Origin of the sequence: Dankookia rubra, from assembly GCF_004355005.1 — a bacterium.
Taxonomy (GTDB): Bacteria; Pseudomonadota; Alphaproteobacteria; order Acetobacterales; family Acetobacteraceae; genus Paracraurococcus; species Paracraurococcus ruber_A.
Genome location: NZ_SMSJ01000007.1, coordinates 153,054 through 165,715, shown reverse-complemented (window position 1 = coordinate 165,715; position 12,662 = coordinate 153,054). Strand labels below are relative to the sequence as shown.

At 69.1% G+C, this 12,662-nt stretch carries 13 protein-coding genes and 1 pseudogene; 6 read left to right on the top strand and 8 right to left on the bottom strand.

Features of this window, described 5'->3' with window-relative positions; translation table 11 throughout:
• Nucleotides 1-163 precede the first annotated feature (163 nt).
• Nucleotides 164-1,169, bottom strand: a pseudogene (locus tag E2C06_RS08935) (IS481 family transposase).
• A gap of 129 nt (nucleotides 1,170-1,298) precedes the next feature.
• Here E2C06_RS08935 and E2C06_RS39225 point away from each other — a divergent pair.
• Complete coding sequence (locus E2C06_RS39225; protein WP_241671187.1) at nucleotides 1,299-1,691, top strand: hypothetical protein; 393 nt, start codon at nucleotides 1,299-1,301, stop codon at nucleotides 1,689-1,691.
• Nucleotides 1,645-2,286, top strand: a complete 642-nt coding sequence (locus tag E2C06_RS08930) for an IS630 family transposase (RefSeq protein WP_241671188.1) — start codon at nucleotides 1,645-1,647, stop codon at nucleotides 2,284-2,286. The genes E2C06_RS39225 and E2C06_RS08930 overlap by 47 nt, the downstream gene beginning before the upstream one ends.
• On the opposite strand, the gene E2C06_RS08925 is transcribed toward E2C06_RS08930, so the two are convergent.
• Complete coding sequence (locus E2C06_RS08925; RefSeq protein WP_133288246.1) at nucleotides 2,264-3,511, bottom strand: NAD(P)/FAD-dependent oxidoreductase; 1,248 nt, start codon at nucleotides 3,509-3,511, stop codon at nucleotides 2,264-2,266. The genes E2C06_RS08930 and E2C06_RS08925 overlap by 23 nt on opposite strands.
• On the bottom strand, nucleotides 3,508-4,464 hold the full coding sequence (locus E2C06_RS08920; RefSeq protein WP_165982288.1) for a Bug family tripartite tricarboxylate transporter substrate binding protein: 957 nt from the start codon (nucleotides 4,462-4,464) through the stop codon (nucleotides 3,508-3,510). The genes E2C06_RS08925 and E2C06_RS08920 overlap by 4 nt, the downstream gene beginning before the upstream one ends.
• Before the next feature lie 108 nt (nucleotides 4,465-4,572).
• Between E2C06_RS08920 and E2C06_RS08915 the strand changes: the two genes are divergently transcribed.
• From E2C06_RS08915 to E2C06_RS08900, 4 genes are read left to right on the top strand one after another with little or no spacing between them, the layout of a single operon-like run.
• Nucleotides 4,573-5,454: a TauD/TfdA dioxygenase family protein gene (locus E2C06_RS08915; RefSeq protein WP_133288244.1), complete on the top strand. Its 882-nt coding sequence runs from the start codon at nucleotides 4,573-4,575 to the stop codon at nucleotides 5,452-5,454.
• Between the two features lies 1 nt (nucleotide 5,455).
• Complete coding sequence (locus tag E2C06_RS08910) at nucleotides 5,456-6,367, top strand: fumarylacetoacetate hydrolase family protein (RefSeq protein ID WP_133288243.1); 912 nt, start codon at nucleotides 5,456-5,458, stop codon at nucleotides 6,365-6,367.
• The gene (locus E2C06_RS08905) at nucleotides 6,364-7,344 is read left to right on the top strand and encodes a Bug family tripartite tricarboxylate transporter substrate binding protein (protein ID WP_133288242.1); all 981 of its coding nucleotides are present in this window, start codon (nucleotides 6,364-6,366) and stop codon (nucleotides 7,342-7,344) included. Before E2C06_RS08910 ends, E2C06_RS08905 begins: the two co-directional genes overlap by 4 nt.
• Before the next feature lie 23 nt (nucleotides 7,345-7,367).
• Nucleotides 7,368-8,483, top strand: a complete 1,116-nt coding sequence (locus E2C06_RS08900) for an Ldh family oxidoreductase (RefSeq protein WP_133288241.1) — start codon at nucleotides 7,368-7,370, stop codon at nucleotides 8,481-8,483.
• 105 nt (nucleotides 8,484-8,588) lie between these two features.
• Here E2C06_RS08900 and soxA read toward each other — a convergent pair whose 3' ends face one another.
• Genes soxA through E2C06_RS08875 form a run of 5 tightly spaced genes read right to left on the bottom strand, consistent with a single transcriptional unit; the run spans nucleotide 8,589 to nucleotide 12,658 of the window.
• Nucleotides 8,589-9,305: a sulfur oxidation c-type cytochrome SoxA gene (soxA, locus tag E2C06_RS08895; RefSeq protein WP_133288240.1), complete on the bottom strand. Its 717-nt coding sequence runs from the start codon at nucleotides 9,303-9,305 to the stop codon at nucleotides 8,589-8,591.
• Nucleotides 9,302-9,622: a thiosulfate oxidation carrier complex protein SoxZ gene (gene soxZ / locus E2C06_RS08890; RefSeq protein WP_133288239.1), complete on the bottom strand. Its 321-nt coding sequence runs from the start codon at nucleotides 9,620-9,622 to the stop codon at nucleotides 9,302-9,304. Before soxZ ends, soxA begins: the two co-directional genes overlap by 4 nt.
• A gap of 3 nt (nucleotides 9,623-9,625) precedes the next feature.
• Complete coding sequence (locus tag E2C06_RS08885) at nucleotides 9,626-10,060, bottom strand: SoxY-related AACIE arm protein (protein WP_241671186.1); 435 nt, start codon at nucleotides 10,058-10,060, stop codon at nucleotides 9,626-9,628.
• Nucleotides 10,053-10,478 (bottom strand): sulfur oxidation c-type cytochrome SoxX, encoded by a 426-nt coding sequence (gene soxX, locus E2C06_RS08880; protein ID WP_133288237.1) that lies wholly within the window; start codon nucleotides 10,476-10,478, stop codon nucleotides 10,053-10,055. Before soxX ends, E2C06_RS08885 begins: the two co-directional genes overlap by 8 nt.
• Nucleotides 10,475-12,658 (bottom strand): xanthine dehydrogenase family protein molybdopterin-binding subunit, encoded by a 2,184-nt coding sequence (locus E2C06_RS08875; RefSeq protein ID WP_133288236.1) that lies wholly within the window; start codon nucleotides 12,656-12,658, stop codon nucleotides 10,475-10,477. Before E2C06_RS08875 ends, soxX begins: the two co-directional genes overlap by 4 nt.
• Nucleotides 12,659-12,662: the final 4 nt, after the last annotated feature.

The following is a 12,662-nucleotide window of genomic DNA, read 5'->3' as shown; positions in this document are numbered from 1 at the left end:
CCAGCGGCTCCAGCACCGCCCATTGCTCATCCGTGAGAACCACTGCCGCCCCTTCACAAAGGCGGCCCAACGCCATCAACGCCGCAGCGTTCAGGCGCTAACGGGGCCTAGTTTTCAGAAAGGTTTCAGGCGTTCGGGCGTTCACGCCGTTCTACCATCTGCTCTAGATATTTGGTCCCGGGATGGGGTGGTGCGGGTTGATTTTGAAGATGTCCGGGTCTTTGGCCCAGGCGTGGCGGATGGCCTGGAACGGGGTTCGCCATCGTAGTGCTTTGAGGTGCTTGGCGAAGTTGTAGGCCGTGACAAAGGCCATGATATGGGCCTTAAGGGCGTCGAGGTCGGGGTAGTGGAAGGCCTTGGTGGTGGCGTCCTTGATGGTTCGGTTCATCCGCTCGGCCTGACCGTTGGTCCAGGGATGGTAGGGCTTGGTCAGCCGATGCTCGATGCCGTGCTCGTCGCAGACCCGGTCGAAGATGTGACCGCCGAAGATGGCCACCATGGTGGCATGGCGACCGCGGTTCTTCGGCAGATCGGCGAAGGCCATGCCGTTGTCGGTCAGCACGGTGTGGATCTGGTACGGGAAGGCCTGGATCACCTCCCGCAGGAACGCGGCGCCGTTCAGCTTTGTATTGGCATCGAGGAAGGCGGCGTGGGTGAGCTTCGAGACCCTGTCGATGGCGAGGAACATGAAGAGCTTGCCCTCGGCCAGGCGCAACTCGCAGACGTCGATGTGGACGTAGCCGATGGCGGTTTCGGCAAAGCGTTTGCGCTTTGACGCTGTCTGCTCGGGCTGCGGCAGCCGGGAGATCCCATGGCGGACCAGGCAGCGGTGCAGCGCCGAGCGGCTGAGCGCCGGGATGGTCTCCCGCAAGCAGCCGAGGACATCATCGAGGGGTAGCAGGGTGCGGCGTCGGAACTCGACGACGATCGCCTCCTCGTTCAAGGCAGTGCCTTGAACCCGTGAGGACGCTGCTTCGGGGCTGCCGCGGCCCCACGGGTGCATCAGCGGTGCCGGTCCGGCCACGCCATTTCCGCACGGTCTTGGGGTTTAGGTGGTACTGGGCGGCCAGGACGCGGGTCGACGCTTGCGACGTTTGGTTGAACGTATACGTTCAACCGGCTTGAACTCGCGGCGTCGTTCGGGCCGAGCCGTGAAGACCTGCTGCCATAGAGCGTTCTCCTGCTCGCGCGAGAACGCACCACTACACCCCGGGACTGCACACCTAGGGAGCCGTGTGAAGTGGTTTGAGCGCTTGATGCGGGGCGGTGTTTTAATCTGCTTTGGAGGCTGGGACGCCATGGCCTTGTCGGTGGATCTTCGGGAGCGGTTGCTGTCGGCACATGAGCGGCGTGAGGGCAGCCAGCGAGTGTTGGCGGAGCGGTTCGCGGTCTCGCTCGGGACGGTGAGCGTCTGGCTGAGGCTGGCGCGCTCCGGCCAGCGGGCGCCGCGCAGGGGCGGCAGCGGCCAAGCCATGCTCGGCGGCACCGATCCCGCGGTCCTGCGCGACCTCGTGGCCGAGCAGAACGACGCGACCCTCGCGCAGTATGCGGAGAGGCTGGCCGAGCGGACGGGCGGCCGGCGCTTCGACCCGAGCACGCTCAGCCGGGCGCTGCTGCGGCTCGACCTGCCGCGCAAAAAGGACGCTGCACGCCGCCGAGCAGGACCGACCCGACGTCCTCGCCGCGCGTGACGCGTGGCACGAGGAGATGCTCGCCGGGGCCGATCTTCGGCAGTTGGTCTTCCTCGATGAGAGCGGCATCGACACCCGCATGACCCGCAGCCACGCTCGGGCGCCGAGAGGCAAGCGGGCCATCGGACGGGTGCCCGGCGGGCACTGGCGACGGCTGACCATCCTCGGCGCGATCGCCCCCGACGGCATGGTCGCCGTCATGACGGTCGCGGCGGCAACCAGCACCGCCGTCCTCGTCGCTTTCGTCGAGCAGGTGCTGGCACCCGCCCTGAAGGCCCGCCCCGGCGCCGTTCTGGTCATGGACAACCTCGCCCCGCACAAGGCGGCCGCCGCGCGGCGGGCGCTCGACCAAGCCGGTCTCAAGCGCCGTTACCTGCCGCCCCACTCGCCCGACCTCAACCCGATCGAGCAGGCCTGGGCGACGATGAAGGAGCGCCTGCGCCAAGCCGGTGCCCGCAGCATCGAGACCCTAGACACCGCCGTTCCCGACGCGCTCGACACCATCACCCCAGACGACGCCAGCGCGTGGTTCCGGCACTGTGGATATCGTTCAGATGATGACGCACGGCGCTCTAGCCGAAGCGCTCGATTGTGAAGGGCGCGAGGTCGAGATTGGGTGCCGGACCGAGCATGGCCCGCGCCAGCAGCGCCCCGGTCGGTGCCGAGCCGGTCAGGCCGAGATGCCCGTGCCCAAAGGCGCACCAAAGGCCAGGCCAGGACTTCACTGGCCCCAGCACGGGCAGGCTGTCCGGCAAGCAAGGGCGATGGCCCATCCAGTGGCCCGCAGCGCCCTTGATGCGGGCCTGCGGGAAGACCTTCGCTAAATCGTCCAGCAGCAGTGCCGCCCGGCGCGGCGTCGGTGGTGCTTCCAGCCCGCCGAATTCCACTGTGCCGGCAACCCGAAGCCCAACATCCATTGGCGAGATGAAGACCTTCCGGTCGGCCGGTACCACCGGGCGCTGCAGCGTGATCCCGGCATCGGGCAGCATGACGTGGTAGCCGCGCTGGGTTTCCAGCGGCACTCGAAGCCCGAGTGGCGCCAGCACCCGGGCCGACCAAGCGCCGGCGGCCAGCACTACCTGGTCCGCCGCGATGGGGTCTGACGTGGTCGCCACGCCTGTCACGCGGCCAGCCTCGGTCAGCAGTGCGCGCACCGCCCCCCGCCGGATCGTGCCGCCCAGCCGCTCCACGCCGCGCGCCACCACCTGCGCCTGCCGGTGCGGGTTCACGCTGCTGCCCTGCTCCGGAATCAACAGGCCGAGCGCGTAGTCACCCTGCATGTCGGGCTCGAGCTCGCGGACCGCTTCCTTCCCTTCGAGGAACTCGATTCGCATGCCGTGCCGCTGCCGCAGTGCCCAGCCGCCGGCATCCTTAGCGTATTGCGCGCGGTCCCGGTACAGATAGAGCTGCCCGGTCTCGCGGATCAGGTCGAGCGCGCCTTCCTCGGCCAGGATGCGCCGGTGCTCCTCCATGGCGTTGCCGAGCAGGCCAGACAGCGCCTCGGCAATGGCGGCGATGCGGGCCGGGCGAGCGCTGGCGACGAAGCGCATCAGCCAGGGCGCGGCACGCAGCGCATAGGCCGGCGGGATGTGCAACGCGCCGGCCGGATCCAACAGCATGCCCGGCACCTGTTTCAGCACGCCCGGCATAGCCAGCGGCGCGACCGAGCCGGCACTGATCGCCCCGGCATTGCCGGAGGAGGCGCCGCTGCCCGGCGCTTCCCCGTCCAGCACCGTGACGGCGGCGCCGGACCGCGCCAGGTGCCAAGCGACGCAGAGCCCGACGATGCCGGCGCCGACGACAATGACCCGCTGGGTCATTCCGGCTGCACGCCCGTGCGCGAGGCGATCCGCTGCCACTTCGTCTGTTCCGCCGCGATGAAGGCGCGCGCCGCGGCGGCATCGCCGCCGAGCGGCTCCAGCCCGCGCTCGCGAAAGGCATCGGTCAGCACCTCCCGCACCGCCGCCTGCACGGTCTCGCCGATCCGGGCCAGCACCGGCTCCGGCGTCCGCGCCGGCGCGACCAGGGTCGACCAAGTGCTGCCGGCGAGGAAGGGAAAGCCGGCCTCCGCCGTCGTCGGCACCCCGGCCAGGGTGGCGGAGCGCGTGGTGCGGCAGAGCGCCAGTGCCCGGATGCGGCCCGAGAGCAGGTGCGGCAGGGCGGAGGGGATGACGTCCAGCAGCATCTGCACTTGGCCGGACATCAAGTCGGTCATCGCCGGTCCTCCACCGCGATAAGGAATGTGAGTGATGGCGATGCCGGTCTCGACCCGCAGCAGCTCGCTCAGCAGGTGGTTCGCCGTGCCGGTGCCGTGCGACGCGTAGTTCAACATCCCCGGCCGTTGCCGCGCCAGCGCGACCAGCTCGGCCAGGCTCCCCACCGGCTGGGCGGCATTGACCAGCACAAGGAAGGGCTGCTCGGTCAGCAGCGCGACCGGCGCGAAATCCTCCGGCTGGTAGGGAATGGCGCGCATCACCGCGCGGGCGATCGCCATCTCGGCCGAGGCGCCGACCAGCAGCGTGTAGCCATCCGGTGCAGCCTTGGCGACCAGGTCGGCGCCAAGCGTCCCGGCGGCACCGCCGCGGTTCTCCACTGTGACCGGCTGGCCCCAAGCCTTGAACAGCCGCTCCGCCAGCAGCCGGGCGACGAGGTCCGTGCTGCCGCCGGCCGGGTAGCCGACGACAAGCCGCACGGGGCGCGTGGGATAATCCGTCGCGGCCAGCGCCGGCGCCGCCAGCACCGTCCCCAAGATCGCCCGCCGTCCGATCCGCATTGCCGCCCCTCCGCACCGTTGCGCCGATGCTGCGGCGCAGCCGGGCGCCGCGCAAGCTTGACCGCGGCCGGGCGCTGCCCGACTCTCCATCCCCTGGAGGAAACGAAGATGCGCATCACGCCGAACAATGCCGGCCTCGGCGCGCGGGTCGAAGGAATCGACCTGGCGGCGCCGCTGACCCAGCCGGACTTCCGCACCCTGTTGCGGGCGCTGGGGCAGTACGGCGTGCTCTGCTTCCCCGGGCAGGAACTGGAAGCGGCGCAACTGTCGGAATTCGGCAGCCGCTTCGGCGATCTTGAGGTGAACGTTGCCAACCTGTTCCATGCGCCGGGACATCCGGAGGTGATGATCCTCTCGAACATGAGGGATGCCGAGGGCAAGCCGGTCGGCCTGCACGATGCCGGCCAGGGCTGGCACACCGACATGTCCTATTCGCACGACATCGCCCTGGCCAATGCATTGCACGCGAAGACGATCCCGATGCGGGACGGCCGGCCGCTGGGCGACACGCAGTTCCGCAACATGCACGCGGCCTACGACGATCTGCCGACCGAGGTGGTGCAGCGGCTGGAAGGCCGCATTGCCATCCACGACTTCGAGAAGTTCTGGGAGGTGATGCGGACGCGTCCGGGCAGCATCCGCAAGCCGCTGACGCCGGAGCAGCGGGCGAAGAAGCCGCCGGTGCCGCAGCCGATCTTCCGCACCCACCCGATCACCGGCCGCCGCGTGCTGTATTGCAACCCCGGCTATGCCATGCGGATCGAGGGGCTGGAGCCGGCAGAGAGCGACGCGATGCTGGAATACCTCTTCCGTCACCAGGCGCAGGAAAAATACCTCTATAGCCATTCCTGGGCGCCGGGCGATCTGCTGATGTGGGATAATATCGGTACGGTGCACAACGCCGCCGCCGATTACGGGCCGGAGGAGCCGCGCTACATCCTGCGGGTGCAGGTCATGGCGACGCGCGACTACGCATCGCTGGCTGCTTGAGATGAAGCTGGTTACCTTCCTCGCCGAGGGCACCCAGCGCATCGGCGCCGTGCTCGGCGATAGCGTGGTGGAATTTCAGCCTGCATTAGACGCGGCTTGTACCGCGGCAAGTGAGCCGCCGCTTGCATTACCCGCTGCGATGCGGGGGCTGCTGGCTGCCGGCGAGGCGGCCATGGTGCAGGCGACCCGCGCGCTGGCCTTTGCGGCGCGGCCGGAGAATGCAGCGCTCCGCCGGCCCGTGTCCACCGTGCGGCTGCGCGCGCCGTTGCTGCCCGGCAAGATCCTCGGGGTCGGGCGTAACTATGCCGACCATGCGAAGGAGGTCGGCGGGCCGAAGCTGGTGGCGCCGCGTATCTTCCTCAAGCCCACATCCTCGGTCAGCGGCCCGGGCGACGTGGTGCGCATCCCCGCCGCGGCGCTGAAGCCGGACTGGGAGGTGGAGCTGGCCGTCGTCATCGGGCGCCCGGCCTGGCAGGTCAGCGAGGGCCAAGCGCTCGACCATGTCGCGGGCTACACCGTGCTGAATGACCTGACCGACCGCGCCCTGCAATTCGACCACCCGATCGGCATGACCAGCTTCGGCAAGGGCCTCGACGGCTTCTGCCCGATGGGGCCCTGGATCGTCACGGCGGAGGAGGTGGGCGAGCCCTGGGCGCTCGGCCTGACCTGCCACCTCAACGGGGAGGAAGTGCAGCACGGGAATACCCGCGACCTGATCTTCCCCGTGGCCACGCTGATCGCTTGGCTGTCCCGGTTCGTGGCGCTACAGCCGGGCGACGTCATCGCCACCGGCACGCCGGCCGGGGTCGGGCATTTCCGCAGCCCGCCGGTCTACCTGAAGCCAGGTGACCGGCTGAGGCTGGAGGTGGAGAAGGTCGGCGTGCTCGAACATTCCATGGGAGGCACGGCATGATCGCTCGCACCCTAGCCCTGCTTCTGGCGCTGGCCGGCACCGCGGCCGCACAGCCGCGCGCGCCCGGCACGGACTATCCGAACCGGCCGGTGCGGATCGTCGTGGCGCTCGCCCCCGGCGGAAATGCCGACCTGAACGCACGGCTGGTCGCGTCGCAGCTTTCGGCCCAGCTCGGCCAGCAGTTCGTGGTGGAGAACCGGCCGAGCGGCGGCGGCACCGTCGCTTTCGAGACGGTCGCGGCGACGCCGCCCGACGGCTACACGCTGCTGGTCGGCGCGCTCGGCTCGCACACGCTGAATGTCGGCCTCTACGGGGAGCGGCTGCGGGTGCATCCGCTGACAGGCGTCGACCATGTGACCATCTCCAGCCATTCTGCGATTGCAGTCGCGGTGCAGCCGAGCCTCGGCGTGAAGACGTTGACCGAGTTCCGCAACCTGCTGGCGGCCAATCCGGGCAAGTATGACTACGGCTCCTCCGGCAATGGCACGACCGGGCACATCGCAGGGGCCATGCTGGTGCAGTTGTTAGGTGTGCAGGCGCAGCACGTGCCCTATCGCGGCTCCGCCGCTGCCTTCACCGACTTGGCCGCCGGCCGCACGGCCTTCCAGGCTGACACGATCTCCTTCCTCTCGGACCATCTCAAGGCCGGCACGGTGCGCGGCATCGTTATCGCAACGCCCGACCGTTCCCCCATGGCGCCCGAGCTGCCGACCAGTGCCGAGGCCGGACTGCCGGAGTACCAGGCAACCACTTGGACGCCCTGGAGCACGACACTTGGCACGCCGCTCGTGATCCGGCAGTTCCTCTACGAGCAAATCTCCGAGGCGCTGCGCGTGCCGGCGGTGCGGGACCGGCTGCTCCAGCTCGGCAACACCATCCCCGAAGGTATGACTCCCGAGAAGACCCGCGCCTTCATCGCCAGCGAGATCGACCGCTGGGTGCCGATCGTGAAGGCGACCGGCGCCCGCGTCGACTGAATGACTTCAAGGGAAGGAAGACGATGGCCAAGAACGTCACATCCGGCCGGCCCGTGCAGGCAGACGCCATCCGGGCGCAGATCCACGTCATCCTGACGGCCTGGGGCATGCCGGACGACCACGCCAGGACCACCGCGCACATCATGGTCGAGACCGACCTGATGGGCGTCGACAGCCATGGCCTGTCGATGCTGATGACCTACGAGCAGGGTGTGAAGGCCGGGCGGTTGCAGATGCAGGCGCAACCGCGCGTCGCGCGTGACACCGGGCCGACCGCGTTGCTCGATGCTGGTAATGGGCTCGGCCATCCGGTTTCCGCCCTGGCGATGAACATGGCGGTGGACAAGGCGCTGCAGCACGGCATCGGCGTGGTCGGCGTGGTGAACAGCCATCATTTCGGCGCCGCCGGCGCCTATGCGCGCATCGCCGCGGCACGCGGCGTCATCGGCATGGTCACCAGCTCGGCCCAGGGCATCACCATGGTGCCGACCCGCGCCGCCATGCCAGTGCTGGGCACCAACCCGCTGGCCTTCGCCGCGCCGGCCAAGCGCAACCCGCCCTTCGTGCTGGACATGGCGACCACCACCGTCGCCGCCGGCAAGGTGAAAGTGCATCACCTGAACGACGCGCCGCTGCCGCCCGGCTGGGTGGTGGACGGCACCGGCCAGGCCATCACCGACCCGCACGAAGGCAATGCCTATGTCTTCGACCGCAAGGAGGGCGGCATCACCCCGCTCGGCGGCACGGAGAACCAGGGCAGCGCCAAGGGCTACGGCTTGGCGATGCTGGTGCATATCCTCGGCGGCACGCTGGTCGGCGCCGCCTTCTCGCCGATCCACAAGCGGACCTGGACGCCGGACCAGCCGCAGAATATCGGCCACTTCTTTCTCGCCCTCGACCCGAAGGCCTTCCGCGAGGAAAGTGCCTTCGAGGGCGACCTGGACGACATCCTCGACGTGTTGCACGCAACGCCGCCGGCCGAACCGGCCGAGCCGGTGCTGGTGCCGGGCGAGCCGGAGGACATCATGCGTGCCAAGCGGCTGGCCGAGGGCGTGCCGGTGCCGGATACGTTGGACGAGCTGATTCGCGGCATCTGCGAAAGGTCGGGCGCGCCCTATTTGCTACGGCCGAACAGCTAGAGCAGGTTGCGGGGGGGCGTAAAGGACCGGGCACGTGAACCTGCTCTGAAAACGACCGGCCATAGCGGCGCGCGTTTGCGCCTGGACGCGAGCGGCTGTCGGCAGCTAAGGCCGCACCGCAGGCGATTCCACCACCAGCCCGCGGGCGCGCGCCGCCAGATAGGCCTCGAGCGCGACGTATTCCGGCGCGCCGGGTGGGTAGGGCTCCGAGCGCACGCCGGCGATGCAGTTGCGCAGGCGCCGTTGCAGCGATCCAAGGCCCTGCCATTCGAGGCGATAGAGCGGGTAGCCGTTGGCATGCCCCTCGGGAATGGTGCTGCCCGCCAGTTTCCGTCCGGCATTGTCGTCGTGGCACTGCGCGCAGGACAGGTTGAGCTGGCCGCGCCGCTCGCGGAACAGCGCCTCTCCCTGCCGACGGGCACCTTCCAGCTGTGCGTCGGGCTGCAACGGCATCCCGCGCGACTGATGCGCGACGAAAGCGGCCAGCGCCAGCATCGGTGCAGCCTCGGGAGGCAACGCCGGCTTACCCTGGCGCGCTTCCCGGCACTGCGCGATGCGGTCGGTCAAATCGATCGGTGTTTGGCTCGCCGCGTCGAGCGCTGGATAGCGCGCCGCGACGCCGCGCATGGCGGCGACCGCATGGCAGGACCCGCAGCCCTCCTGGGCCCAGAGCGCCTCGCCGTCCGCCACGTACAGCATACCGGGATTGGCCAGGTCGTCGCGCTGCATCGCCTGCAGCTCCGGCGTCATCGTCTCGAAGCCCGAGCGCGGCGCGGCCCCCAGCGTCAGCGCCGCCAGTGCTGCGGCCGCCAGTTGCCTCATGCCACCGTCAGCGTGCGGGTCTCGGTCTGTGAAAAGCCATTGTCGCCCTCCCAAGTGAAAGCGAGGATCCCGCTTTCGTCCACGCGCAGGGTGAAGGTCAGATAAGGGTTGGCGGCAATTGCCGGATGCAGTTCCGCCTCGAAGACCGGCCGGTTGTTGTAGAGGCAGGTGAAGCGCCGGATGATGTCGCGCGACAGCATCCTGCCGTTCTCGCCTGAGCGGAAGCCGGTCTCCATCGGGTGCTGGATCAACGTGCGGATCTCCACTACCTCGCCGCGGGTCACGGTGGCAGGAACGCGAAGCAGCGTGCGCGCCATGGTTCAGCCCTCCACGCAGGCGGCAAGGGTGACGATCACCTGTGCCTCGCCGAAACGGTAGCTGCCGTCGCTCATGGCCGCGACGGCCACCAGGCGCTGGGTGTTGGACAGGCGGATGCGCGTGCCGATCCGCGCCTCGCCGGACCAGGGGCCAAGCTTCGCGGTCAGGACGTGCGGCAGCGGATTGCGCTCGTTGAACAAGCCGATGGCGCGGACATGCTCAGCCTCGGTCATTGGGCTCTCCACCTCGACAGAGACCGGTACGGTATTGCCGTTCTCGACCAGTGGCGGGATGTCAAGCACGACCCCGCCCACCTGGGGCGCCGTGCCCTTGGTGAAGTCGAGAATCGCCTCCTCCAGCGCCTCCGGCGTTGCCGCTGTGGGCCGCACCAGCATCACGGCCAGCAGGCCGCCGATCAGCGCCCGACGATCAGTCACGCAACCCGGCCAGGAAGGCGACGACATCCTCGATCTCCTCCGCGGTCAGCACCGTCCGGCCCTGCCACGCCCGGCCAACGCGCACCAGCCCGTCCAAGCTGAAATAGGAAGGCATGATGGTATCGGGGTTGAGCTGCCGCCCATCCACCATCCGCAGGCGCAACTGCCCCTCGCTCAGCCGCGCCCCGGCCCCCGCCAGGTTGGGTGCCAGGTCGCCCTGGAACCGTTCCTTCGGGAAGGGGCCGCTGTGGCAGAGCAGGCAAAGCCCGCGCTGCCGGTCCAGCACAATGGCGCGGCCGCGCGCCGCATCCCCCGGCGAGCCGGTGAGCGAGGCCGGGATGGCATCGCCTACCACCACCGGCGCTGCGGCCACCCCGCCCCCGAGCAGCAGGAGGAGCGCCGCGAGGATTCGCCTCACGCCCTCCGCAGGTCGGCGTGCTTCAGCGGCAACTGCCGCACCCGCTTGCCGGTCGCGGCGAAGATCGCATTCAGCACTGCAGGTGCCGCGACCGCGATGGTCGGCTCGCCGACACCACCCCAGAAGCCGCCCGAGGGCATGACGATGCTCTCGACCGCCGGCATCTCCGCCAACCGCATGATCGGGTAGGTATCGAAGTTGGCCTGCTCCATGGCACCGTCCTTCACGGTGCACTCGCCATAGAGCATCGCCGTCAGGCCATAGGCGAAGGAGCCCTCGATCTGCGCCGCGATCTGCTGCGGATTGACGGCATGGCCGCAATCCGTTGCCGCGGTGATCTTGTGGATCGTCACCTCTCCGGCCGGGGAAACCGTAACCTCGGCGCAGGCCGCGACATAGCTGCCATAGCCCATGATCTGCGCCAAGCCGCGATGCCGTCCGGCCGGCGCCGGCTTGCCCCAGCCGCCCTTCTCCGCCACGGCGTTCAGCACTGCCAAGTGCTTCGGGCTGCCCTTGAGGAGGGCGCGGCGGAAGTCCAGCGGATCCTTGCCGGCGGCTTGCGCCACCTCGTCGATGAAACATTCCATGTAGACGGCGTTCTGGTTGACGTTCACGCCGCGCCAGAAACCCGGTGGCACATGCGGGTTGCGCATGGCGTGGTCGATCAGCAGGTTCGGCACGGCGTAGCCGAAGGCGCCTTCCGCACCGCCCGGGTTCAATCCCTGGAAAACCCGGCTATCGGCACCGCCCTGCAGCATCTGCGGCGCGATGCCGGCGATGATGGACTGGCCGGAGATGCGCATGTGCAGGCTATCGAGATTGCCCTGCGGATCGAGCCCGGCGGTCAGCTTGCAGGCGGTGATCGGGTGGTATCGGCCATGCAGCATGTCCTCCTCCCGCGACCAAAGCAGCTTCACGGGCGTCCCCGGCATTTCCTTGGCGATCGCCACTGCCTGGCGCACGAAGTCCTGCCACCCCCGCCGGCCGAAGCCGCCGCCGAGCAGCGTCTTGTGCACCTCGCATTGCGCCGGGCGCAGCCCGGCAGCCTCGGCGGCGGCGGCCAGCGAAGCCTCGCCATTCTGGGTCGGGCACCAGACCTCGCAGCGATCGGCGTTCCAGACCGCGGTCGCGTTCATCGGCTCCATCGTCGCGTGGTTCTGGAAGGGGAAGGTGTAGGTCGCCTCCACCGTCTTCGCCGCCTTGGGCAGCGCCGCCCGGGCGTCGCCTGCCTTGTTGCCGACGAAGGCTTCCGCGGCGCCCAACCCTTCCTTCAGCGTCGCATCGATGGTCGCCTGGGAGACAGCCTGGTTCGACCCCGCATCCCATTCAATCTTCAAAGCATCGAGCGCGGTGTTCGCCTGCCACCAGGTCTCGGCGACCACGGCGACAGCGCTCTCGCCGACCCGGACCACCTTCCTCACGCCCGGCCTTGCCATCGCCGCGGCCTCGTCGAAGCCCTTCAGCTTGCCGCCGAAGACCGGGCAGTCGCGGATCGAGGCATTGAGCATGCCCGGCAACTTCAGGTCGGCGCCGTAGACCTGCTTGCCGGTGGTCTTGTCCACCGTGTCCAACCGCGGCAGCGGCTTGCCGGCGATGGTCCAGTCCTTCGGGTCTTTCAGCGCAATGGTCGCGGGCGGCGTCAGCTTCGCCGCCGCGACGGCCAGACTGCCATAGGTGGCGGTACGGCCTGAGGCGGTATGGGTCACCACGCTCTTTGCCGCGCGGCACTCGGCCGCAGCCACGCCCCAGGCATCGGCGGCCGCCTGCACCAGCATCATCCGCGCCGCGGCGCCGCCCTTGCGGACATATTCGTTGGATTCACGAATCCCGCGGCTGCCGCCGGTCGAGAAGTCACCCCAGACACGGTTACGCGCTAGGTTCTGGCCAGGGGTCGGGTATTCGGTGGTGACCTTGGCCCAGTCGCAATCCAGTTCTTCGGCCACCAGCTGGGCGAGGCCGGTCAGCGTGCCCTGCCCCATCTCGGACCGGGCGATGCGGATGACGACGCTGTCGTCTGGCTTCACGACGACCCAGGCATTGATCTCCGGCACGCCGCCGAAGGTCGCGCCGGGCAAGGAGGCGGTTTGCGCCAGCGGGGCACGGATGCCAAGCGTGAAGGCGCCGGCGGCGGCCGAGACGGAGAAGAAGCCGCGGCGGGAAAGCGGTGCGATCGCGTTCATGGTG